Origin of the sequence: Actinoplanes sp. NPDC051861 (assembly GCF_040681145.1) — a bacterium.
Classification (GTDB): domain Bacteria; phylum Actinomycetota; class Actinomycetes; order Mycobacteriales; family Micromonosporaceae; genus Actinoplanes.
The window spans coordinates 1,051,534-1,072,940 of the sequence record NZ_JBFAYE010000001.1; the positions used below are offsets into that span (position 1 = coordinate 1,051,534).

The window sequence follows — 21,407 nt, forward strand, 5'->3', positions numbered from 1 at the left end:
GGTGCTCGACGATCAAGGCATGGACCTGACCATCGATGCCGTCTACGCGGCTCGCGCGTTGCTCCGTGATCTCCTGCCGCCCACCCCGATGTGGTCTTATCCCCTGGTGGATCAAGTGGCAAGAACGTTCGTTCTTGTCAAACACGAGAACACGCAGCCCGTCGGTGCGTTCAAGGTGCGCGGGGGCCTGACCTTGCTCGCCGGGATGCCTCCGGAGGATCGCGCCCGGGGCATCGTCACCTGGTCCACGGGTAATCACGCGCAGTCGCTCGCCTACGCGGGACAGGTCTTCGGCGTGAAGTGCACCGTCGCCATGCCCGCCGGAACCCCGCAGTCCAAGGCCGACGCCGTCGAGGGCTGGGGTGCCCGTGCCGTGCGTACCGGCGACAGCCTTGAGGACGCCGAGCGATATGCCCGGCAGCACGCCGCTGAGACCGGCGCCCGGCTGATCAGTCCCGGTGACACGCCGGAACTGCTGGCCGGGGTCGGCACCCTCTATCTGGAGGTCCTGGAGGCCCGCCCGGACCTGGACGCGATCGTCGTGCCGGTCGGCAGCGGTACCGGCGCTGCCGCGGCCTGCCTGGTGGCATCTGCACTGGCTCCGCGCTGTTCGGTGATCGCGGTCCAGTCCGGCGCCTCACCCGCCGCCCATGACTCCTGGCGTGCCGGAACGCTCGTCGAGCGCCCCAACCGGACCACGGCCGCGGGTCTGGCCACCGGGCGCGGGTTCGCCCTGCCGCAGGCCGTCATGCGGGATCGTCTGGCGGACTTCCTGCTGGTCAGCGACGAGCAGATCACCGAGGCCCGGCGTCTGATGGCGGGCGCCGCGCACACGCTCGCCGAGGGCGCCGGGGCGGCTGCTCTGGCCGGCGTCCTCGCCAATCCCAGCCTCTTCTCCGGCCGCCGCGTCGCCGTCGTCTGCACCGGCGGCAACGCCGACCCCACGGAAACCGCGACCCTCAGCCAACCCTGAGCCGCGCCGACCCCGTGAAAAGGCGCTGAGCCGCGCCGACCGCGCGAAAACGCCCTGAGGTGCGCCGGGAGCCCGGCGTGGAGTCACGCCGGGCTTACCCCTGCCACCCACATGTCGCGTAAGGCGCGCTGCGGCCCTGAGCGGCAGGCAGGCCGCGAGTCACCCGCGGCAGAGCACGACTGCGCGTACCGTAAAAAAAGCCGAAAGATCAGCTCGCCTGCTCCGCCAGGGCGAGGAACTGCTTCTTCGAGTTGAGGGCCTGCTCGGCTTCCTTGATGCGGCGCTGGTCGCCGGCCGCCTGGGCCCGCGCGAGACGCTGCTCCGCCTCCGCCACCTGCTCGCGCATCTGGCGCAGCAGCGGGTTGTCCTGAGGGCTGGTCTTGCGCCACGCCGAGTCCATCGCGACGCGGATCCGCTCCTCCGCGGCACGCCAGCGGCGGTCCAGGGAGGCGGCCGACTCGCGCGGCACCCGGCCGGCGTCGTGCCATGCGGCCTGGGCGTCACGGAGCCTGTTCTGCGCGCCGCGCGGGTCCGAGTCGACGTCCAGGGACTCGATCTCGGTGAGGATGGCCTGCTTCTTCTCGAGGTTCCCCTGGTACTCCGCGTCGCGGGCGGAGAAGACCTCGCTGCGGCGGGTGAAGAAGGCGTCCTGCGCGGCCCGGAAGCGTTCCCAGAGACGCTGCTCGGCCTCCTTGGCGGCGCGCGGCGCCGCCTTCCACTCGGCCATCAGCTCCTTGAGCCGGTTGGCGGTGGTGGACCACTCGGTCGAGTCGGAAAGGCTCTCCGCCTCCTTGACCAGCTCCTCCTTCGCCGTCTGGGCCTGCTTGCGCTGCCCGTCCAGCGTGGCGAAGTGCGCGCCGCGGCGACGGGTGAAGCCGTCGCGGGCGGCGGCGAAACGCTTCCACAGCTCGCCGTCGGTCTTCTTGTCGACGCCGCGGATGGTCTTCCACTCGTCGAGGATCTCCTTGAGGCGGTCGCCGGCCGTCTTCCAGCCGGTGGCGTCGGCGGCGATCTTCTCCGCCTCCTCGACCAGCGCGGTCTTGCGGGCCAGGGCCTCGGTGCGGGCCACCTCGCGAGCGGCGCGGGCCTCACCGGCCTTCTCCTCGGCGAGACCGGCGAGGCGTTCCAGGCGGGCGGCGAGACCGTCGATGTCGCCGACCACGTGAGCCTCGTCGAGCTGGGTCCGCAGGCGCTTGACGCTGCTCAGCGAGTGAGCGGCGTCGGCCGCGCCGGACTTGAGGCGAGCCTCGACGAGGTCGACCTCGGTCACCAGGTCCTCGAAACGCCGGGCGAAGTGGGCGAGCCCCTCCTCCGGGGTGCCCGCCTGCCAGGAGCCGACCACCCGGTCGCCCTCGGCGGTCTTCACGTACACGGTGCCGTCGGCATCCACGCGCCCGAAGGCCGTCCAGTCGTTCATGAGCTCATCCTCGTTCTCCCGGCGTCGCCGGCTCGTCCGAGCCCGCGGCCACCGCCACAGCGCAGTCTGAATGCCAACCTTCTAACCGGCATTCTTTCTCGCGCATTGTCACAGGTCCAACCCGGTTAGGGGAAAGCTCCCACCGATGACCGTGACACAACGGTGTCCTACGGTTGGTCGGTGCGGTTCCGGACAAGTCCTCGCGTGCTCACCGTCGTCGGCCCGACGGCGGCCGGGAAGTCGGCCCTGAGCATCGCTCTCGCCCACGAACTCGGTGGTGAGGTGGTCAACGCCGACTCGATGCAGCTTTACCGGGGCATGGACATCGGCACCGCGAAGCTGACGGTGGCCGAGCGCGAGGGCGTGCCGCACCACCTGCTCGACATCTGGGACGTGCGTGTCGCCGCGGCGGTCGCGGAATATCAGCGGCTGGCCCGCGCCGCGATCGACGACATCCTGTCCCGGGGGCGGGTGCCGTTGCTGGTCGGCGGGTCGGGGTTGTACATCCGGGCCGTGCTGGAGGATTTCGACTTTCCCGGCACCGACGCGGCCATCCGGTCCCGCCTCGAATCCGAAATGTCGGAAACCGGCCTTGAATCGTTGTATTCCCGGTTGCAGGCGCTGGATCCGGCGGCTGCATCGAAGATCCTGCCTACCAACGGCCGCCGCGTCGTCCGGGCCCTCGAGGTGATCGAGCTGACCGGGCGGCCCTTCACGGCGTCGCTGCCCGACCCGAAGCCCGTCTACGACACGCTGCAGATCGGTGTCGACCGGGACACCGAGGCGCTCGACGAGCGGATCGGGCAGCGCGTCGACCTGATGTGGTCGGCCGGCCTGATCGACGAGGTGCGCGGCCTGGACGGCATCCGGGACGGGCTGACCGCGTCGCGCGCGCTCGGCTACCAGCAGGCGCTCGCGCAGATCGACGGGACGCTCAGCGAGGAGGAGGCAAAAGCCGATACCGTACGCGGCACCCGCCGTTTCGTCCGCCGCCAGCGGTCCTGGTTCCGCCGCGACCCCGCGGTCACCTGGCTGGACGGCGCCGCACCGACGCTCGTGGCGGATGCTCTGGCGCTTGCGGGATGATGGGCGGCGTGCGTTTTACCAAGGGCCACGGCACCGCCAACGACTTCGTCATCCTTCCCGACCCCGACGGCGAGCTGGATCTGACGCCCGCGCTCGTCGCGGCGCTCTGCGACCGGCGCCGCGGCATCGGCGGCGACGGCGTGCTCCGGGTGGTGCGCAGCGCCAAGCACCCCGAGGCGGCCGGTCTCGCGTCCGAGGCCGAGTGGTTCATGGACTATCACAACAGCGACGGCTCGATCGCCGAGATGTGCGGCAACGGCGTGCGCGTCTTCGTCCGCTATCTGGTCGAGCGCGGCCTGGCCACGCCAGACCCTTCCGGTCTGCCGGTGGCCACCCGGGCCGGGATCATGGTTGCGGTGGTCGGTCCGGAAACGGTCAGCGTCAGGATGAAAACCCCAAGGGTGTACGCGGGGAGCACCGCGACCGTCGGCGGCCTGACCATCCCCGGTGTTGCCGTCGACTGCGGCAACCCGCACCTGGTCTGCGGCCTGCACGACGGCGTGGCGCTGGACTCCCTCGACTTGACCCGCGAGCCCCTGCACGACGCCGGCGTCTTCCCCCAGGGTGTGAACGTCGAGTTCGTCGAGCGCGCCGCACCGGATCACGTGCGGATGCGCGTCTTCGAGCGGGGCTCCGGCGAAACCCTCTCCTGCGGCACCGGGGCCCTCGCGGTCGGCGCCGTCGCCCTCCGCGACGCGGGACTCGCCACCGGCTCGATCACGGTCGACGTGCCCGGCGGCCGACTGACCGTCACCCATGACCCCGACGGCGCCTGGTGGCTGGAGGGCCCGGCGGTCCTGGTCGCCGACGGCGAGGTCCTCTGATGCTGCACCGCGTCGCGCACCGGGGGTACTGCACGGTCGCGCCGGAGAACACGCTGCCCGCCTTCACCGCGGCGGTCGCGGCCGGCGCCACGTTCGTCGAGTTCGACGTCCGCACCACCCGTGACGGGGTACCCGTGGTCATCCACGACCGCACGGTGAACCGGACGACGTCGGGGTCCGGCCGGGTGTGGGACCTGACGTACGACGAGGTCGCCGCACTCGACGCGGGGTCCTGGTTCGGCGCGGGCTTCGCCGGTCTGCGGGTGCCCACACTCGCCGAAACCCTCGACCTGCTGGCGGCCACCTCTGCGGAGTTGCTCCTCGAGATCAAGCCGCCCGCCACGCTCGACGAGGTGAAGGCTGTCGTCGCTGAGCTCACCGAACGTGACCTGCTGGGTCGCACGGTGATTCAGAGCTTCGACACCGACGTCCTGCGCAAGGCCCGCGACGTCGCCCCCGAGGTCCGCCGCGGCCTGCTGCTGTTCCGCTACGACGCGGAGACGGTGGCGCTCTGCCGGGAACTCGGCGTCGTCTACTGCAACCCGGCGATCGAGGACGTCCTCGGCGGTGCGGAGACGACAGCCGCACTCGCCGCGGCCGGCGTCGGCGTGATGCCCTGGACGCCGAACGACATGGGTGAGTGGGGCCCGCTGGTGGACGCCGGGGCCGCCGGCCTGATCACCGACCATGTCGGGGAGTTGACGGGGTGGGCGGCCGCTCGCAGGCCCTGACCCCGACCGAGATCGTGGCGAACTGAGCCCGTATACGAGCCCCAACTCGCCACGATCTCTGACCGCCTCTAGAAGGTCCCCTCCGGCGCGCGGTCGAGCTCCGCGTCCGGCGCCGCCGCCGTGTTCGCCGGCGCCGGCACTCCCTTGACCACCGCGCGGATCGCCGCCGCCACAGCCGGCGTCACCCGCTGGTCGAACACACTCGGGATGATCACGGTCGGGTTGAGCTTGTCCTCGCCGACGACGTCCGCGATGGCCCGGGCCGCCGCGAGCGCCATCTCCTCTGTGAACTCCTGCGCGCTCACATCCAGCATCCCGCGGAACACGCCCGGGAACGCCAGCACGTTGTTGATCTGGTTCGGCTGGTCGGAGCGGCCGGTCGCGACCACCGCGGCGTGGCGGCGGGCCTCCCGCGGGTCGACCTCCGGGTCCGGGTTGGCGAGCGCGAACACGATCGACTTGTCCGCCATCCGGGCGATGTCGTCGCCGGTGAGCAGGTTGGGCGCGCTCACACCGATGAAGACGTCGGCGCCGGCGATCGCGCCGGGCAGGTCACCGGAGTAGTTGTCCCTGTTGGTGTGCTCAGCCAGCCACTGCCACGTTTCCGACATGTCAGACATGCCGCGATGGAGTGCGCCGCGTCGGTCGTACGCAATGATGTCGCCCACGCCCTGGCGCAGCAGCAGCTTCATGATCGCTGTGCCGGCCGCGCCGGCGCCGGAGACCACGACCCGTACGTCCTGCATCCGCTTGCCCACCACCCGCAGCGCGTTGGTGAGCGCCGCCAGCACGCAGATCGCGGTGCCGTGCTGGTCGTCGTGGAAGACCGGGATGTCCAGCATCTCCCGCAGCCGCGCCTCGATCTCGAAGCACCGTGGCGCCGCGATGTCCTCCAGGTTGATCCCGCCGTAGGCCGGAGCGATCGCCTTCACGATCGCGACGATCTCGTCGGTGTCCTGGGTGTCCAGCACGACCGGCCAGGCGTCGACGCCGCCGAACCGCTTGAACAGCGCCGCCTTGCCCTCCATGACCGGCATCGCCGCGGCCGGTCCGATGTTGCCCAGCCCGAGCACGGCCGAGCCGTCGCTGACCACGGCGACTGTGTTGCGCTTGATGGTGAGGCGGCGCGCGTCCGCCGGGTTCTCCGCGATCGCCATGCAGACCCGGGCAACACCGGGGGTGTACGCACGGGACAGCTCGTCGCGGTTGCGGAGCGCGACCTTCGACGACACCTCGATCTTGCCGCCCAGGTGCAGAAGGAACGTTCTGTCCGACACCTTGCGGACGTCAACGCCGTCCTGGTCCTCGAGCTGCTTGACGACCTGGTCGGCGTGCGCGGCGTCGGCGGTGTCACAGGTCAGGTCGACCAGGACGTGGGTGGGGTCGGAGTCCACCACGTCCAGCGCCGTCACGATCGCCCCGGCCTCACCGACGCAGGTGGTGAGGCGGCCGATGGACGAGGCGTCCGCGGTAACGGCGATACGAATCGTGATCGAGAATCCTGCGCTCGGCAGGCGGGTGGTCACCACGGTGGTCCCTCCGACGTTGGTGGGTGAGTCTCCGCATTGTCGCTCTTGCGGAATAGTCGATCCGACCGCGGTGGTTACCGGTGAGTCAGCCCGTTATGTAGATGCGCCGCCCGGCGGGACGTGCCACGCTTGGGCGGAGGAGGTCACTTTTGCGAAACACGTACCAGACACCCGTCCTTGACGAGCCGGATCTGACGACCGGCGAGCTCGAGCTCGAGGAGCGGCACTCGCTCAGGCGGGTGGCCGGTCTCTCCACCGAGCTGACCGACATCACCGAGGTCGAATACCGGCAGTTGCGACTCGAGAGGGTCGTGCTCGTCGGCGTCTGGACCGAGGGGAACGTCGACGACGCGGAGAACTCGCTGACCGAACTGGCCGCGCTCGCCGAGACCGCCGGCTCCCAGGTCCTGGAGGGCCTGATCCAGCGGCGTAAGCAGCCCGACGCGGCCACCTTCATCGGCCGGGGCAAGGTCGACGAGCTGCGCGACGTGGTTCTGTCGACCGGCGCGGACACCGTCATCTGCGACGGTGAGCTCTCCCCGTCCCAGCTGCGCAACCTGGAGCAGCAGACCAAGGTCAAGGTGGTCGACCGGACGGCTCTGATCCTCGACATCTTCGCCCAGCACGCGAAGAGCAAAGAGGGTAAGGCTCAGGTCGAGCTCGCCCAGTTGCAATACCTTCTGCCGCGACTGCGCGGCTGGGGTGAGACGCTGTCCCGCCAGAGCGGTGGTTCCGGTCGCGGAGGCGGTGCCGGCGGCGGCGTGGGCCTGCGTGGTCCCGGTGAGACGAAGCTGGAGACCGACCGCCGGCGGATCAACACCCGCATTGCGAAGCTGCGGCGTGAGATCAAAGCCATGAGAACGGTACGGGAGACCAAGCGCTCCCGTCGCATCGCCAACGGCGTCCCGGCCGTCGCCATCGCCGGCTACACCAACGCCGGCAAGTCCAGCCTGCTGAACCGTCTGACCCAGGCCGGTGTGCTGGTCGAGGACGCGCTGTTCGCCACGCTCGACCCGACCACCCGCCGGACCGCCGCGGAGGACGGGCGTGTCTTCACGCTCTCCGACACGGTCGGTTTCGTCCGTCACCTGCCGCACCAGATCGTGGAGGCGTTCCGCTCCACGCTCGAGGAGGTGGCACAGGCTGACCTGGTCGTGCACGTCCTCGACGGCGCCCACCCGGACCCGGAGGGTCAGGTCAGCGCGGTTCGTGAGGTGCTGGGCGAGGTCGGCGCCGACCGGATCCCCGAGCTCCTGGTGGTCAACAAGGTCGACGCCGCGGACGAGGAGACGATCCTGCGGCTCAAGCGGACCTGGCCGGACGCCGTGTTCGTCTCGGCGCGCTCCGGTACGGGCATCGCCGAGCTGCACAAGGCCATCGCCGACCGGCTGCCCCGCCCGGCGGTCGATCTGACCGTCCTGGTGCCGTACGACCGGGGTGACCTGGTGGCCCGGGTGCACCGGTCCGGTCAGGTGCTGCAGTCGCGCCATCTGGATGACGGGACAGAACTGCACGTACGGGTCAATGAGCAACTCGCCGCCGAACTGGCGGAATTCCGCCGGTGACGCGGAGTGCATTTCGGGAGCGCTCCACGCAGGGTTGATCCACACGTAATACCGGTACGGGACGCCGCATGCGACACTGTGCGGATGCGGCGTCTCGTGTTCCCGATCATCGTGGGTCTCGGCTTCGTGATGATCGGCTCCTCCAGCGCGTCCGCCGAGGATCCGACCCCCGCGCCCACGGTCAGCGCGAAGGCGACGCCCGGCAAGAAGCTCTGCAAGGTCACCGACCCGAAGCTCGACGAGATCTCCGGCCTGGTCGCGACGAAGAACGGATACGTCGTCATCGACGACGGCACCACCGACGAGTCGAAGAAGAAGATCTTCTTCCTGGACAGTCAGTGCGCCGTCGACAAGGTGCAGGAGTTCAGCGGCGACGGCCCGAAGGACCCGGAGGACCTCGTCCTCTCCGCCGACGGTGACACTCTGTGGATCGCCGACATCGGTGACGGCGGCATCCGCTCCGGTGACGAGCCCCGGCCGACGATCGCGCTGTGGAGCATGCCGGTCAGCGGGGCGAAGAAGCCGACGATCCACCGCCTCAGCTACCCGTCCGGCGACGCCCATGACGCCGAGGCGATGCTGCTCGACGGCGACGGCACCCCGCTCATCATCACCAAGGAGATCGGCGCGACGGCCGGCGTCTACAAGCCGACCGCGCCGCTCAAGGCGAAGAACGACACCGGCGTTCCGATGGAGCGCGTCGCCGACCTCCCGATCAACGCGACGGAGACGGCCGGCAACCCGGTCGCCCGGATCGGCAACAAGACCATCACCGGCGGCGCGGTCGCGCCCGGTGGCGGCAAGGTGGTTCTGCGCACGTACACCGACGCCCTGGAGTGGGACGTCGCGGGCGGTGACGTGGTGGCCGCGCTCAAGAAGGAGCCGCGCACCACGGGCCTGCCCAACGAGCCGTTCGGTGAGGCGATCACCTACAGCTCCGACGGCAGCACCTTCCTCACCGTCTCGGACATGAACGGTGACAAGGAGACCGCCAACAACATCCGGCAGTACACGCCGGCGACCACGGTGGCCAAGCTCTCCGAGAAGTCCGGCGATGACCAGGCCGGCGACCCGTGGTACCTGGATGTCGACAACCTCACCTACGCGGTGGCCGGTGTCGGCGGCTTCGGCCTGATCCTGGTGGCGATCGGCGTCTTCGGCATCGTCCGCTTCCGCAAGTCTCCCCAGGCCGTCTCCGCGAACGTGGACGACGCCCCCTCCGGCGGCCTGCGCCCCAACCCCGACAACGAACTCATCGGGGTCGGCGGCGCCCGCCCCGGCGGTCCGGTCTACGGCGGTGCCCGTTCCGGCAACGGCCCGGTCTACGGCGCCCAGTCCGGCCCGGCCGCGGGTTCAGCCCGTCCCGGCGGCGGCGGTCCGGTCTACGGAGGCGCACCTGGCGGCGCTCAGGGCGGTGCGCCCGGCGGCGGCCCGCAGTACGGCCGCCCCCAACAGCCGCGCGGTCCCCAGGGTCAGCCCGCCCGCGGTCCTCAGCAGGCACCGGCTCGCGGTCCTCAGGGTCAGCCCGCCCGCGGTCCTCAGCAGGCCCCCGGTCGTGGTCCCCAGGGCCAGCCTCCGCGCGGTCCGCAGGGCCAGCCGCCCCACGGCCCGCAGCAACAGCCCCCGCGCAATCCGCAGCAGCCGCCGCCCGGCCGTGGCGGCGTCTACGGCGGTGGCGGAGGCCAGCAGCAGCGCGGCCCGCAGCAGGGCCAGCGTCCTCCGGGCGTCTACGGCGGAGGCGGCCGCCCGCACCCCGAGGGCCACGACAACAACAACGGCTACCGCTGACCCAGTGACGCCGAAAGCCGGTCCGCTGACAACGGGCCGGCTTTTCGCGTACCCCCAAAGGCTCTGACCCTGAGCGAGACGGCCCGGACCGGCTCACGCACCGCAGCCGGCCCGTCGCAAACGGACGTCACACTCGGCGAAGAACCGCCACAACCCGACCCATGATCACCGCATCATCCCCAGGAATCGGGTCGAAAGCGGGGTTGGCCGGCATGAGCCAGACGTGACCGTCCCGCTGCCGGTAGCTCTTCACCGTCGCCTCTCCGTCGATCATCGCGGCCACGATGTCGCCCACCTCCGCGGTCGGCTGCTGGCGGACCACCACCCAGTCACCGTTGCAGATCGCGGCGTCGATCATCGAGTCGCCCTTGACCTCGAGCATGAAGACCTCGCCCTCGCCGACCAGCTCGCGCGGCAGCGGGAAGAAGTCCTCCACCGCCTGCTCGGCCAGGATGGGGCCGCCGGCGGCGATCCGGCCGACCAGCGGGACGTAGGCCGGCTGCGGGCGCGCCGCGCGCATGGCCTCGTCGTCGATCAGCTCGCCGGGCGCGCGCACGTCCACGGCACGCGGCCGATTCGGATCACGGCGCAGGTAGCCCTTGGTCTCCAGCGCCTTCAGCTGATAGGCCACGCTGGACGGTGAGACCAGCCCGACCGCCTCGCCGATCTCCCGGACGCTCGGCGGATAGCCGTAACGCTCCACCCAGTCGCGGATGAATTCGAGGATCCGGCGCTGCCGCGTGGTGAGGTCGGACGCGACGGCCTCGGGCAGGTGGCTGACCGGCGTGACCGATCGCAACTGCGGCGCGTCGGCACCGCGGGCGCGGCTCGGTGTACGGCGCCGCATGGCCGCTGAGGCATTCGCTGCCTCGGGCTTTCCGGCCTGGTGCTGCCGGCTGGTCCGGTCGTCGGTCGACACGTCTGCCCTCCCTGTCGGCCAGTGCCTGAGCGGCACGTGGTGCGTCGCGGAGCCGGGACGCGCGCCGTGGGGATGGCGTTTGTCCGGCTGACCCCTCTTGATGGGAAACCGTAATAGGGAGGTGCGACATATTCAAACATCTGTACGAGGTTTTCCCGGCGTGTCGCGCTCAAAGGCTCGACTTCCGTACCTGTGTTCTGATAGACCGTCGTACGGACGTTCTATCGAACGGGTGTCCGATAGTGAGGGGGCCGGAGATGGTGACCGATACACGACACGCCGAACCGCCGCTGCGGCTGACCCGGCGCGGCCGGGCGGTGCTGCTCGGGCTGTTCTTCGCGTTGTCCGTGCTCGCGAGCGTCGTCTTGTTCACCACGGCGTCACACGCCTGACCGAAAAACGCGCGTTGAGCCGCCACTCCCGGCCGCTCCGCGTGATCGTGACATCACCCCTGGTGGTGAGGTGCAAAATACGGCGCGTCGGCATGCCACTGAACTTGCGAACCCGTCCGCCGGGGCATAGCGTCTACCCCAACATCTAGTGGTTACAAAGATGTAAGTCATCCACAGGTTGGGTTTCCCTCTCCCCGGTTATCCACATGCAGTCCACAGCGACACCGCGGTTGTCACCTCGGCGAAGCTGCGCTTCCGCATGTCCGGATTCCATCGAGAGGGTGTCCGGAAGGGGTCGCGGTGCGTTGCCCGTACTGTCGTCACGCTGATTCGCGCGTGGTCGACTCGCGTGAGGCCGATGACGGTCAGCTGATCCGTCGCCGGCGGTCGTGCCCCGAGTGCGGTAAGCGTTTCACCACGGTCGAGGAGGCGGTCCTCGCCGTCGTCAAACGCAGTGGCGTCACCGAGCCCTTCAGCCGGACGAAGATCATGAGCGGTGTCCGGAAGGCCTGTCAGGGCCGTCCGGTCGACGAGGACTCGATCGCGCTGCTGGCGCAGCGTGTCGAGGAGGCCGTCCGGGCCCGCGGCGCCGCCGAGATCCCCAGCCACGAGGTGGGCCTGGCGATTCTCACGCCGCTGCGTGAGCTGGATCAGGTGGCATATCTCCGGTTCGCCAGTGTGTACAAGTCGTTCGACTCTCTCGACGAATTCGAGAAGGAGATCGCGGCACTGCGCGACGCGGCGGTGGTCAGGGAGCCCGGGACGCGACACGCCGTCGCGCCGCGGTCCGGCAACCGCGCACCAAAGCTCAACGGCTGACATTCCGCGGTACTACGAGGGGGAGCACGTTCATTATGGCCGGAGACGGCATCACAGCAGGTCGCCAGCGCAGCCGGAGCAACGGCGGCGGGAACGGCGCGGCGGCCGGGGGGCTGCGTGTGGAGCGGGTGTGGACGACCGAGGGCGTCCACCCGTACGACGAGGTGGAATGGGAACGCCGCGACGTCGTCATGACCAACTGGCGTGACGGCTCGATCAACTTCGAGCAGCGGGGCGTCGAGTTCCCGGCGTTCTGGAGTGTGAACGCGGCGAACATCGTCACCACCAAGTACTTCCGGGGTGCGGTCGGCACGCCCGAGCGGGAGTGGACGCTCAAGCAGCTCATCGACCGGGTCGTGCAGACGTACCGGAAGGCGGGCGAGGAGCACGGCTACTTCGCCACCGCCGCGGACGCCGAGCTGTTCGACCACGAGCTGACCTGGATGCTGCTGCACCAGGTGTTCAGCTTCAACTCGCCGGTCTGGTTCAACGTCGGCACCAAGTCGCCGCAGCAGGTCAGCGCGTGTTTCATCCTGTCGGTCGACGACTCGATGGACTCCATCCTCGACTGGTACAAAGAGGAGGGCCTGATCTTCAAGGGTGGCTCCGGCTCGGGTGTGAACCTGTCCCGGATCCGCTCGTCGAAGGAGCTGCTGTCGTCCGGGGGAACGGCGAGCGGCCCGGTCAGCTTCATGCGCGGCGCGGACGCGAGCGCCGGCACCATCAAGTCCGGCGGCGCCACCCGGCGTGCCGCGAAGATGGTCATCCTTGACGTCGACCACCCGGACATCGAGGAGTTCGTGCAGACCAAGGCGCGCGAGGAGGACAAGATCCGCGCGCTGCGGGACGCCGGCTTCGACATGGACCTGGGCGGCTCCGACATCGTGAGCGTGCAGTACCAGAACGCCAACAACTCGGTGCGGGTCAGCGACGAGTTCATGCACGCGTACGAGCAGGGCGGCCAGTTCGGTCTGCGCGGCCGGCTCAACGGCGAGGTCATCGAGACCATCGACGCCAAGAAGCTGTTCCGTGACATCGCCAAGGCGGCGTGGGAGTGCGCCGACCCGGGCCTGCAGTACGACGACACGATCAACGACTGGCACACCAACCCCGAGACCGGCCGGATCACCGCGTCCAACCCGTGCTCGGAGTACATGTCGCTGGACGACTCGTCCTGCAACCTGGCCTCGCTGAACCTGATGAAGTTCCTCAAGGCCGACGGTGGCTTCGAGGTGGAGAAGTTCGTCAAGAGCGTCGAGTTCATCATCACCGCGATGGACATCTCGATCTGCTTCGCCGACTTCCCGACCGAGAAGATCGGGATCACCACCCGGGCCTACCGGCAGCTGGGCATCGGGTACGCGAACATCGGCGCGCTGCTGATGGCGTCCGGCCTGCCGTACGACTCCGAGGGCGGCCGCAGCGTCGCCGCGGCGATCACCTCGCTGATGACCGGTACGGCGTACCGGCGTTCGGCCGAGCTCGCCGGTGTCGTCGGGGCGTACGAGGGTTACGCCCGCAACGCCGACGCGCACCAGCGGGTCATGCGCAAGCACGCCGCCGCGAACGACGCCATTCGCCCGCAGGGTGATGTCGCCACCGAGATCGTGCGTGAGGCCACCCGCCAGTGGCAGAACGGCAACAAGATCGGTGCCAAGAGCGGCTGGCGCAACGCGCAGGCGTCGGTGCTCGCCCCGACCGGCACCATCGGCCTGATGATGGACTGCGACACCACCGGCATCGAGCCCGACCTGGCGCTGGTCAAGTTCAAGAAGCTGGTCGGCGGCGGCTCCATGCAGATCGTCAACCAGACGGTTCCGCGCGCCCTGCGCAGCCTCGGCTACCTCGAGGAGCAGGTCGAGGCGATCGTCGAGCACATCTCCGACCACGGCAACGTGATCGACGCCCCCGGTCTCAAGCAGGAGCACTACGCGGTCTTCGACTGCGCGATGGGTGAGCGGGCCATCGCCCCGATCGGCCACGTGCGGATGATGGCGGCCGTCCAGCCGTTCATCTCCGGCGCCATCTCCAAGACGGTCAACATGCCGGAGACGGCGACCATCGAGGAGATCGAGGAGATCCACTACCAGGGCTGGAAGCTCGGCCTCAAGGCGCTCGCGATCTACCGCGACAACTGCAAAGTTGGTCAGCCCCTCTCGGCCGCGAAGAAGAAGGCCGAGCCCGCCGCCGAGGTGGAAAAGGTCGAGAAGGTCGTCGAGAAGGTCATCGAGTACCGCCCGGTCCGCAAGCGGCTGCCGAAGAAGCGCCCGTCGGAGACGGTGTCCTTCTCGGTCGGTGGCGCCGAGGGCTACCTCACCGCGTCGTCCTACCCCGACGACGGCCTCGGCGAGGTCTTCCTGAAGATGTCGAAGCAGGGCTCCACCCTGGCCGGCGTGATGGACGCCTTCTCGGTGGCCATCTCGATCGGCCTGCAGTACGGCGTCCCGCTGGAGACGTACGTCGCGAAGTTCACCAACATGCGCTTCGAGCCGGCCGGCATGACCGACGACCCGGACGTGCGCATGGCCTCCTCGGTGATGGACTACATCTTCCGTCGCCTGGCGCTGGACTTCCTGCCGTACGACACCCGCGCCGAACTCGGCATCTTCACCGCGAAGGAGCGCACCGCCCAGGCCCAGGCCGAAGCGGCCGCCGAAGCCGCAGCGGCTGCCGACCTGGCCGGCATGGCCGTCTCCGCGCCGATCTCCCCGGCGAGCGGCTCGATCGTCACGGTGGCCGAGGCGAAGGCGTCGACCACCCCGGAGAAGGAGACCCCGGTGACCGCCGGCTCCTCCACCGAACTCCTGGAGATCGTCACCGGCCACGCCGCCGACGCACCGCTCTGCTTCACCTGCGGCACCAAGATGCGCCGCGCGGGCAGCTGCTACGTCTGCGAGGGCTGCGGCTCCACCTCCGGCTGCAGCTGAGTGTCTCCGACGAGCCGCCCGGTCCTCTTCCAGAGGGCCGGGCGGCTCAGTTCTTCGGGGCGACGTCCCGCAGCCAGACGCCGAACTCCACCGCGGTCCGCACCCCGTGCTCCAGCACCGCCGTGTAGATCTCGAACCCGCTCACCTCGTCCGGGTACTCCGGCCGCTGGTGCCAGATGGTCTTGATCGCGAGAACGGCCTCGCGCTCCTCGTCGGTGATGCGCTTCGCCAGTTCCCGGTGCCACTCGGTGCCGTCCGCGTGATCGTGGTTCAGCCAGATCGACAGGTCGACGCGCCATTCCGCGAGGGTGAGCACCACGTGATATCGCTGGTCGCGCTCCGGTCCGCCCCGCTCGTCCGTGTACGAGAAACCCGTCACGCCGGGGATCTCGACCGCCTGCCCGAGCAGCTTGACGACATCGGCGGGTGAGAAGTCCGGCCCGCCGAGCAGCATCACGTCGAGGTCGCGCCAGACCATCAGACCGGAGACGAAGCTGCCGATGGGCAGCAGCGGTCCCAGGGGTTCCAGCAGCGCCAGCACCGTACGCGCCTCCGCCTGCAGTTCCTCCGGCCGGCCCATGTCGTTCTCCCTCCGGTTGCGATGCCCATTGTGGGATGTGCGGTCGTTCGGACTCCTGCGACCCCAAGGCTTTAACGTGTAAGTTCTGATGGTGGCCAGCCTCGACGTCGACCTCTCGCGCCTGAACTCCGCCAAGACCGCGGTCGGCGTCTCGTTCGCGATGAACGGTTTCGCCTACGCCGGCTGGCTCTCCCGCGCACCGGCCGCCCGCGAGGCCCTGGACATCTCCGCCGCCGGCTTCGGCCTCCTGCTGCTCTGCATGTCCGCGTCGGCCATCGCCGCCATTCCGCTGGCCGGCCCGGTCGTGCAGCGCTTCGGGCCGTCCCGGACCGTGATGATGAGCTGCCTGTCGCTGGTCTCCGGCCTGCTCATCCTGGCCACCGCCGTCTGGCTCGGCGAACCGCTGCTGGCCGGCGCGGGCCTGCTCTTCGCCGGCATGGCCACCAGTATGTGGGACGTCGCGATGAACGTCGAGGGCGCCGACGTGGAACGCCGCCTCGGCCGCACCCTCATGCCCCGCTTCCACGCGGGCTTCAGCCTCGGCACGGTCACTGGCGCGGCGTGCGGCGCCCTGGCTGCCGCCACCGGCCTGCCGCTCTCAGCGCAGATCTACCTTTCCGCGGTCGTCACGGCGGCCGTCATGGCCTTCGTGATCCGCCTTTACCTCCCGCACACCCCGCTCGAACCAGGCGAGCGCCCCGCCATGAGCGTCGGGCAGGCCTGGCGCGAACCCCGCACCCTCCTCATCGGCCTGATCATGCTCGGCTTCGGCTTCACCGAGGGCACCGCCAACGACTGGCTGGCCATCAGCCTCGTGGACGGATACGGCACGAGCGACACCATCGGCGCCATCGGATTCGGCGTCTTCGTCACCGCCATGACCCTGGCGCGCCTCTTCGGCGGCCACGCCATCGAACGCTGGGGCCGGGTACCCGTCCTCCGGGCCACCGCCCTGACCGCCGCCGCGGGCCTCCTGCTCGTCGTGGCGGGCGGCAGCGTCCCGGTCGCCCTCCTGGGCGCCCTCCTCTGGGGCATAGGCGCCTCCCTGGGCTTCCCCGTCGGCATGAGCGCCGCCGCTGACGATCCCGCCCGAGCCGCCATCCGCGTCTCCGTAGCCGGCTCCGTAGGCTACGGCGCCTTCCTCGCCGGCCCACCCCTGATCGGTTTCGCCGCCGAACACTTCGGCGTCCTCAAATCCATCCTCTGCGTCCTGGCAGCCCTCACCATCGGCCTGGCGGCCTCGCGGGCAGCCCGCCCGCTGCCGCTGCGCCCCGAGGCATCCGGGTAGTCGTCCTCCTGTCGCCGTGCCCTGGGGTATCCGGGTAGTCGTCCTCCTGCCGCCGCCCCTGAGGCGTCCGCGTAGTCGTCCTCAGCGATGCTCCGCCAGGAAATCGCCGATGATCGAGGCCAACAGCGCCGGCTGCTCGATGACCATGGCGTGTGAGGCGTCCGCCAAGGCGAGGTAGCGCAGGTGCGGCACAGCCCTCGCCTGCTCCACCAGGAACCGGCGGTGTGCCTCGTAGAGCTCCGCGAACGGCTCCTGCTCGGGCAGGCTCCGGGTGGGCAGCACGACCAGCTCGGGGCAGGTCGTCGCGGCGTAGACCGGGGTCAGGTCCAGTGAGTTCATCAAAGCGCGCAGCTGGGAGGTGGCGGCGGCCGACGGGCGGATGGAGGTCTCGCCGTTCTCGTGGCGCAGATTGCGGCGGAAGCCCTCGATCCACACCTTCTCGTTGGCGCCCATGTCGCGGGCTGCCATCTGTTGGCGCTCCACCAGGTCGGGAAGCTGCTCGGCGGGAATCACCTGCCCGGCGGCGGCCTCCATCGCGTCGAAGAGGGCGTGCAGGCGGGCGAGCTCGGCCTCGGCCTTCTCCGGGTCGAGGCCGGGCAGGTGGTCGGCCCGGGTGGGCGGCGGATTGCCGTCCAGGCTGACCACACCGGGCGCCTCCGGGTGGCGCTGGCCCCAGAGCGCGGCGAGCATGCCGCCCAGGGAGTGCCCGACCACTGCCGGGCGGTCCAGCTCCAGCTGCACGCAGACCGAGGCCAGATCACCCAGCGCGGCGTCCCAGGTCCACGGCCCGTCGCCGGAGCGACCGTGCCCGCGCAGGTCGATGGTGATGACCCGGTGCCGCGGCCGCAGCGCCCGAGCCAGCGTCGTCATGTGCGCGAGGTTGCTGCCGGCGCCGTGCAGGAGCAGCAGCGGTGGCTCATCCCCGCCGAAGTCACGAACCGCCAGCGGCAGGTCACCGGCGTCGACAAGTCGGTCGTTGATCATTCGGTTGCTCCTAGTTCGAGGGCCGGCCGAAAGCCGACCTCGGTGTTGTTCCCGCCGCCCGAGCTCATCGGATCGCCCACCTCGCCCACCTCGCCCACCTCGCCCACCCCGCCCACCCCGCCCACCTCGCCCAGCAGCCGCCGCCGCACCGCGGCGACCGGCACGCCGCCGTCCTCGTGGCGTGGCAGACGGCCGCGTTTGACCAGGTCGTGGACGCCCTGTCGGCTGATGCCCAGCATGGCCCCGGCCGTGGCGTAGGAGACCGAGTGCGCGAACGGATGGCCGACCAGACGGACCGTGGCCTGTCCGAGCGGCGCGCGCCACCAGTCGACCGACGGTGCGAAGGCGTGATCGTCCGGATAGAGCGTCGCGATGAGCCGTGCGAGCGCGCGGACGGCCGTGGAGTTGCTGCCGTGCTCGATCGTGTCGGCCCACTCGGCCGCACGCAGGCGGAGTTGCTCACGCAACCTCGTCACCTCCCTGTCGTCCTCCAGAAGAATCTCCAGGGGATCGAGGAGGCGGGAGTCGATCAGCCGAAGCAGTTGCTCCGCGAGTTCCATGCGGCCATCCTTCCGCTACTTGACACGCGGCGTCAAGTAGCGGAAGAGTGTGAGCATGAACCACCGCCCGCTGACCGAGCCGCACCCGGCCCGGCTCCCACCGGATCACCCCCGCCGTGCCGAGATCCTGTCGGCGCACGCCGCCGCGCTCGACGAGGGCAAAGCCGGCTACACCGATCCGGGCACCGGGCTCTTCGTCCTGACCGCAGGATTCCTCGCCGCCAGGGGAACATGCTGTGACAGGGGCTGCCGTCACTGCCCGTACATCAAGGAGGCATGATCGAGCTCTTCCGCTGAGCGCTCACTACCAGTACGGTGTGCCCGGTACCCGGGGAGGATCACGAGTGCGTACGCCTATCGTCGCGCTGGGCGCCGCCCTGCTGCTGACCGTCGCCGCATGCAGCAAGCCGGCCGCTTCCAGCACCACGACCCTGCCTCCGGTGAAGGTCGTCGTGCCACCGGCCGCATCGGCGGGTGGCGCCTGCATCCTGTGGGACTGGGGCTTCATCGAGCAGAAGATCGGCCTGCGCTTCTCCGTGGCCGCCTCGGATCAGGTCGACGACACCTCCACCTGCGTGGTGCAGAACGTGAACGAGCCGTGGCCCGACCTGTCACTGTCCGTGGTGGAGACTACGAAGGCGGACGCCGACCTGTTCCTCGATGAGCGGATGCCCGCCAAGGCGACGAAGCTCAAGGGTCTGGGCAAGGCCGCCTACCGGCTGAACGCCAAGGCCGCCGACGGGCACGGCCCGACCGTCGAGATCGGCTGGCTGAGCGAGGCGAAGCAGTTACAGACGCTACGGTTCCGGTTCGCTCAGGGCGCGAAGACCGACGACGTCAAGCAGATGAACACCAAGCTGCTGGACCTGGCAAAGGCGATGGACACCACCAACGGCTGAGCCAACCCGACCGGCGGCGGCCAGAACGCCGACCAGACCCGGCGGCGGCCGAAACGCCGGCCAAACCCCCGCGGCGGCCAAAACGCCGACCGCCGCCCGAACGGCGAACCCAACCCCTAGCGAGCCGCCACGAACACCCGGGAAGCCACCTCACGCGGCAGCCGGATCTTGTCTCCCGAGCGGTCTATCGTCACGCCGTCCCGCTCCTGGGCCACGGTCACCGTCGTGCCGGGGTCGATGCCGGCCGCGTGCAGCTGCCGCAGCACGTCCGCATTGGTCTGCACGCTCTCGCAGATCCGCCGCACCACGACATCACCCGACAAACCCGGGAACGCCAGATTGCGCTCGCCCGCGTTGAGGACCTCGGCGCTGTCATCCGGAGCCCCGAGTTGTTCCAGGCCCGGGATCGGGTTGCCGTAGGGGGAACGGGTCGGCTTGTTCAGCAGCTCGTAGACCCGCTTCTCCACCGAGTCGCTCATCACGTGCTCCCAGCGGCACGCCTCCTCGTGTGCCTCCTCATAGGGCATCCCGATGACGTTGACCAGGAGGAGTTCGGCGAGGCGGTGCTTGCGCATGACCGCGACCGCCGTGTTACGTCCCAGTTCGGTGAGCACGAGGTGGCGGTCGCCCTCGACGGTGAGGAGGCCGTCGCGCTCCATCCGCGCGACGGTCTGACTGACCGTGGGACCGCTCTGGTGCAGGCGCTCGGCGATCCGGGCGCGGAGGGCAGGAATGCCCTCTTCCTCGAGCTCGAGGATGGTCTTCAGATACATCTCGGTGGTATCGACGAGATCATTCACGATGCGGTCCTCCCAGCAGCGATAATACCGCGTGGCCGGGGGTTGACATCCGCCCCGAGCAAGTGCCAAGAGACCCTACCCGACGCCGCCACATCGTGGTGACGACACGGCGCGCCCGACCGGGCGACGCTTAGCATGTCGGCATGGCGGATGACACGACTGCGGTGGTCTGGGACAGCGCGCTGCTCGACTACGACATGGGTGACCATCCGCTGAACCCGGTCCGGGTCGAGCTGACCATGGCGCTCGCCCGTGAGCTCGGCATTCTCGACCGTCCGCACGTGCGGATGGTGACGCCGGAGCCGGCCAGTGATCTTGATCTCACGCGGGTGCACCGTCCCGACTATCTGGACGCCGTGCGGCTCGCGCCCATCGATCCCTTCTTCTCCGGTTGGGGCCTCAACACCGCCGACAACCCGGTCTTCGAGGGCATGCACGACTCCTCGGCCCGGATCTGCGGCGCCACTCTGGCGGCCGCGAAGGCGGTCTGGCACGGCACCGCCCGCCGGGCTGTCAACATCGCCGGCGGCCTGCACCACGCCATGCCCGCCCGCGCCGCCGGGTTCTGTGTCTACAACGACCCGGCCGTCGCCATCGCCTGGATGCTGGAGCAGGGCGCGCAGCGGGTCGCCTACATCGACATCGACGTGCACCACGGCGACGGGGTGCAGCACGCGTTCTACAACGACCCACGGGTGCTCACCGTCAGCCTGCACGAGACACCGCTCGCGCTGTTCCCCGGCACCGGGTTCGCCGACGAGATCGGCGGGCCCGACGCCGAGGGCACCGCGGTCAACATTCCCCTGCCACCGAGTACCGGGGACGCCGGCTGGCTGCGCGCCTTCAACGCCGTCGTGCCCTCGGTGGTGCGGGCGTTCGCACCGGAGATCATCGTCAGTCAGTGCGGCGCCGACGCCCACCAGCTTGATCCGCTCGCCGACCTGCAGTTGTCAGTGGACGGTCAGCGTGCGGCCTACATCGCGATCCGGGCGCTGGCCGACGAGCTCTGCGACGGCCGGTGGGTGGCCACCGGCGGGGGAGGGTACGCGCTCGTCGAGGTCGTCCCGAGGGCCTGGACCCACCTGCTGGCCGTGGTCACCGGTGAGCCCCTGGACCCGGCCACCCGGACACCGGCCGCCTGGCGCGCGCTCGCCGCGCAGCGCCGCCCGGGCACCAGCGTTCCGGCAACCATGACCGACGGCACCCCACCGGAGGTCCAGCAGTGGTCCCCGGGCAACACGGACGCGATCGACCGCGCTGTCATGGCGGCCCGGACAGCGGTGTTCCCGCTGCACGGCCTGGACCCGCACGACCCCAGGGACTAGC

General features: G+C 69.9%; 20 protein-coding genes. 13 read left to right on the forward strand and 7 right to left on the reverse strand.

Going from position 1 to position 21,407, the window contains the following annotated elements; all coding sequences use genetic code 11:
- Positions 1 to 19: 19 nt before the first annotated feature.
- The gene (locus AB0M02_RS05130; protein ID WP_364221620.1) at positions 20 to 973 is read left to right on the forward strand and encodes a pyridoxal-phosphate dependent enzyme; all 954 of its coding nucleotides are present in this window, start codon (positions 20 to 22) and stop codon (positions 971 to 973) included.
- Positions 974 to 1,181: 208 nt separating this feature from the next.
- Here AB0M02_RS05130 and AB0M02_RS05135 read toward each other — a convergent pair whose 3' ends face one another.
- Positions 1,182 to 2,390 carry a DUF349 domain-containing protein gene (locus AB0M02_RS05135; protein ID WP_364221623.1) on the reverse strand — a complete coding sequence of 403 codons (1,209 nt, stop codon included), beginning with the start codon at positions 2,388 to 2,390 and terminating at the stop codon, positions 1,182 to 1,184.
- A gap of 180 nt (positions 2,391 to 2,570) precedes the next feature.
- On the opposite strand from AB0M02_RS05135, the gene miaA reads away from it, so the two are divergent.
- Genes miaA through AB0M02_RS05150 form a run of 3 tightly spaced genes read left to right on the forward strand, consistent with a single transcriptional unit; the run spans position 2,571 to position 5,031 of the window.
- Positions 2,571 to 3,476: a tRNA (adenosine(37)-N6)-dimethylallyltransferase MiaA gene (miaA, locus tag AB0M02_RS05140; RefSeq protein ID WP_364221626.1), complete on the forward strand. Its 906-nt coding sequence runs from the start codon at positions 2,571 to 2,573 to the stop codon at positions 3,474 to 3,476.
- 8 nt (positions 3,477 to 3,484) lie between these two features.
- On the forward strand, positions 3,485 to 4,300 hold the full coding sequence (gene dapF / locus AB0M02_RS05145) for a diaminopimelate epimerase (RefSeq protein ID WP_364221629.1): 816 nt from the start codon (positions 3,485 to 3,487) through the stop codon (positions 4,298 to 4,300).
- Complete coding sequence (locus AB0M02_RS05150; protein WP_364221632.1) at positions 4,300 to 5,031, forward strand: glycerophosphodiester phosphodiesterase family protein; 732 nt, start codon at positions 4,300 to 4,302, stop codon at positions 5,029 to 5,031. The genes dapF and AB0M02_RS05150 overlap by 1 nt, the downstream gene beginning before the upstream one ends.
- Positions 5,032 to 5,099: 68 nt before the next feature.
- Here AB0M02_RS05150 and AB0M02_RS05155 read toward each other — a convergent pair whose 3' ends face one another.
- Entirely contained in the window at positions 5,100 to 6,560 is a 1,461-nt protein-coding gene (locus AB0M02_RS05155; protein WP_364221635.1) for an NAD-dependent malic enzyme, read from the reverse strand.
- Positions 6,561 to 6,661: 101 nt separating this feature from the next.
- On the opposite strand from AB0M02_RS05155, the gene hflX reads away from it, so the two are divergent.
- Together hflX and AB0M02_RS05165 are read left to right on the forward strand one after the other, a co-directional pair.
- Positions 6,662 to 8,125 (forward strand): GTPase HflX, encoded by a 1,464-nt coding sequence (hflX, locus tag AB0M02_RS05160; protein ID WP_364221638.1) that lies wholly within the window; start codon positions 6,662 to 6,664, stop codon positions 8,123 to 8,125.
- A gap of 84 nt (positions 8,126 to 8,209) precedes the next feature.
- Positions 8,210 to 9,913, forward strand: a complete 1,704-nt coding sequence (locus AB0M02_RS05165) for a hypothetical protein (RefSeq protein WP_364221641.1) — start codon at positions 8,210 to 8,212, stop codon at positions 9,911 to 9,913.
- Between the two features lie 127 nt (positions 9,914 to 10,040).
- On the opposite strand, the gene lexA is transcribed toward AB0M02_RS05165, so the two are convergent.
- Entirely contained in the window at positions 10,041 to 10,760 is a 720-nt protein-coding gene (gene lexA, locus AB0M02_RS05170; protein WP_364222578.1) for a transcriptional repressor LexA, read from the reverse strand.
- 332 nt (positions 10,761 to 11,092) lie between these two features.
- On the opposite strand from lexA, the gene AB0M02_RS05175 reads away from it, so the two are divergent.
- From AB0M02_RS05175 to AB0M02_RS05185, 3 genes are all read left to right on the forward strand, one after another.
- Entirely contained in the window at positions 11,093 to 11,224 is a 132-nt protein-coding gene (locus AB0M02_RS05175; protein WP_364221643.1) for a hypothetical protein, read from the forward strand.
- Positions 11,225 to 11,524: 300 nt separating this feature from the next.
- Positions 11,525 to 12,043 (forward strand): transcriptional regulator NrdR, encoded by a 519-nt coding sequence (nrdR, locus tag AB0M02_RS05180; RefSeq protein WP_364221646.1) that lies wholly within the window; start codon positions 11,525 to 11,527, stop codon positions 12,041 to 12,043.
- Positions 12,044 to 12,078: 35 nt separating this feature from the next.
- Positions 12,079 to 14,970, forward strand: coding sequence for a vitamin B12-dependent ribonucleotide reductase (locus AB0M02_RS05185; protein ID WP_364221649.1), 2,892 nt, complete (start codon positions 12,079 to 12,081; stop codon positions 14,968 to 14,970).
- A gap of 46 nt (positions 14,971 to 15,016) precedes the next feature.
- Here the strand turns inward: AB0M02_RS05185 and AB0M02_RS05190 are convergent, their stop codons facing one another.
- Entirely contained in the window at positions 15,017 to 15,550 is a 534-nt protein-coding gene (locus AB0M02_RS05190) for a hypothetical protein (RefSeq protein ID WP_364221652.1), read from the reverse strand.
- Positions 15,551 to 15,641: 91 nt separating this feature from the next.
- Between AB0M02_RS05190 and AB0M02_RS05195 the strand changes: the two genes are divergently transcribed.
- Positions 15,642 to 16,838 carry an MFS transporter gene (locus AB0M02_RS05195; protein ID WP_364221655.1) on the forward strand — a complete coding sequence of 399 codons (1,197 nt, stop codon included), beginning with the start codon at positions 15,642 to 15,644 and terminating at the stop codon, positions 16,836 to 16,838.
- A gap of 81 nt (positions 16,839 to 16,919) precedes the next feature.
- Here AB0M02_RS05195 and AB0M02_RS05200 read toward each other — a convergent pair whose 3' ends face one another.
- Entirely contained in the window at positions 16,920 to 17,822 is a 903-nt protein-coding gene (locus AB0M02_RS05200) for an alpha/beta hydrolase (RefSeq protein WP_364221658.1), read from the reverse strand.
- Complete coding sequence (locus tag AB0M02_RS05205) at positions 17,819 to 18,382, reverse strand: hypothetical protein (RefSeq protein WP_364221661.1); 564 nt, start codon at positions 18,380 to 18,382, stop codon at positions 17,819 to 17,821. Before AB0M02_RS05205 ends, AB0M02_RS05200 begins: the two co-directional genes overlap by 4 nt.
- Before the next feature lie 55 nt (positions 18,383 to 18,437).
- Between AB0M02_RS05205 and AB0M02_RS05210 the strand changes: the two genes are divergently transcribed.
- Together AB0M02_RS05210 and AB0M02_RS05215 are read left to right on the forward strand one after the other, a co-directional pair.
- A complete protein-coding gene (locus AB0M02_RS05210; RefSeq protein ID WP_364221664.1) occupies positions 18,438 to 18,662 on the forward strand; it encodes a DUF5522 domain-containing protein in 225 nt (74 codons plus the stop codon).
- 64 nt (positions 18,663 to 18,726) lie between these two features.
- Positions 18,727 to 19,281 (forward strand): hypothetical protein, encoded by a 555-nt coding sequence (locus AB0M02_RS05215; protein WP_364221667.1) that lies wholly within the window; start codon positions 18,727 to 18,729, stop codon positions 19,279 to 19,281.
- Between the two features lie 116 nt (positions 19,282 to 19,397).
- Here AB0M02_RS05215 and AB0M02_RS05220 read toward each other — a convergent pair whose 3' ends face one another.
- Positions 19,398 to 20,084: a metal-dependent transcriptional regulator gene (locus AB0M02_RS05220; RefSeq protein ID WP_364222581.1), complete on the reverse strand. Its 687-nt coding sequence runs from the start codon at positions 20,082 to 20,084 to the stop codon at positions 19,398 to 19,400.
- A gap of 140 nt (positions 20,085 to 20,224) precedes the next feature.
- Here AB0M02_RS05220 and AB0M02_RS05225 point away from each other — a divergent pair, with 140 nt between their 5' ends.
- Positions 20,225 to 21,406 (forward strand): acetoin utilization protein AcuC, encoded by a 1,182-nt coding sequence (locus tag AB0M02_RS05225; protein WP_364221670.1) that lies wholly within the window; start codon positions 20,225 to 20,227, stop codon positions 21,404 to 21,406.
- The last annotated feature ends 1 nt before the right edge of the window (position 21,407 follow it).

What these genes read in the sequence shown, in the direction of transcription:
- AB0M02_RS05130 (WP_364221620.1), top strand. Translation starts at nt 20, where the DNA reads ATGGACCTGACCATCGATGCCGTCTACGCGGCTCGCGCGTTGCTCCGT.
- AB0M02_RS05135 (WP_364221623.1), bottom strand. Translation starts at nt 2,390, where the DNA reads ATGAACGACTGGACGGCCTTCGGGCGCGTGGATGCCGACGGCACCGTG.
- AB0M02_RS05150 (WP_364221632.1), top strand. Translation starts at nt 4,300, where the DNA reads ATGCTGCACCGCGTCGCGCACCGGGGGTACTGCACGGTCGCGCCGGAG.
- hflX (WP_364221638.1), top strand. Translation starts at nt 6,662, where the DNA reads ATGCGCCGCCCGGCGGGACGTGCCACGCTTGGGCGGAGGAGGTCACTT.
- AB0M02_RS05165 (WP_364221641.1), top strand. Translation starts at nt 8,210, where the DNA reads ATGCGGCGTCTCGTGTTCCCGATCATCGTGGGTCTCGGCTTCGTGATG.
- lexA (WP_364222578.1), bottom strand. Translation starts at nt 10,760, where the DNA reads ATGCGGCGCCGTACACCGAGCCGCGCCCGCGGTGCCGACGCGCCGCAG.
- AB0M02_RS05185 (WP_364221649.1), top strand. Translation starts at nt 12,079, where the DNA reads ATGGCCGGAGACGGCATCACAGCAGGTCGCCAGCGCAGCCGGAGCAAC.
- AB0M02_RS05190 (WP_364221652.1), bottom strand. Translation starts at nt 15,550, where the DNA reads ATGGGCCGGCCGGAGGAACTGCAGGCGGAGGCGCGTACGGTGCTGGCG.
- AB0M02_RS05200 (WP_364221658.1), bottom strand. Translation starts at nt 17,822, where the DNA reads ATGATCAACGACCGACTTGTCGACGCCGGTGACCTGCCGCTGGCGGTT.
- AB0M02_RS05205 (WP_364221661.1), bottom strand. Translation starts at nt 18,382, where the DNA reads ATGGAACTCGCGGAGCAACTGCTTCGGCTGATCGACTCCCGCCTCCTC.
- AB0M02_RS05210 (WP_364221664.1), top strand. Translation starts at nt 18,438, where the DNA reads ATGAACCACCGCCCGCTGACCGAGCCGCACCCGGCCCGGCTCCCACCG.
- AB0M02_RS05225 (WP_364221670.1), top strand. Translation starts at nt 20,225, where the DNA reads ATGGCGGATGACACGACTGCGGTGGTCTGGGACAGCGCGCTGCTCGAC.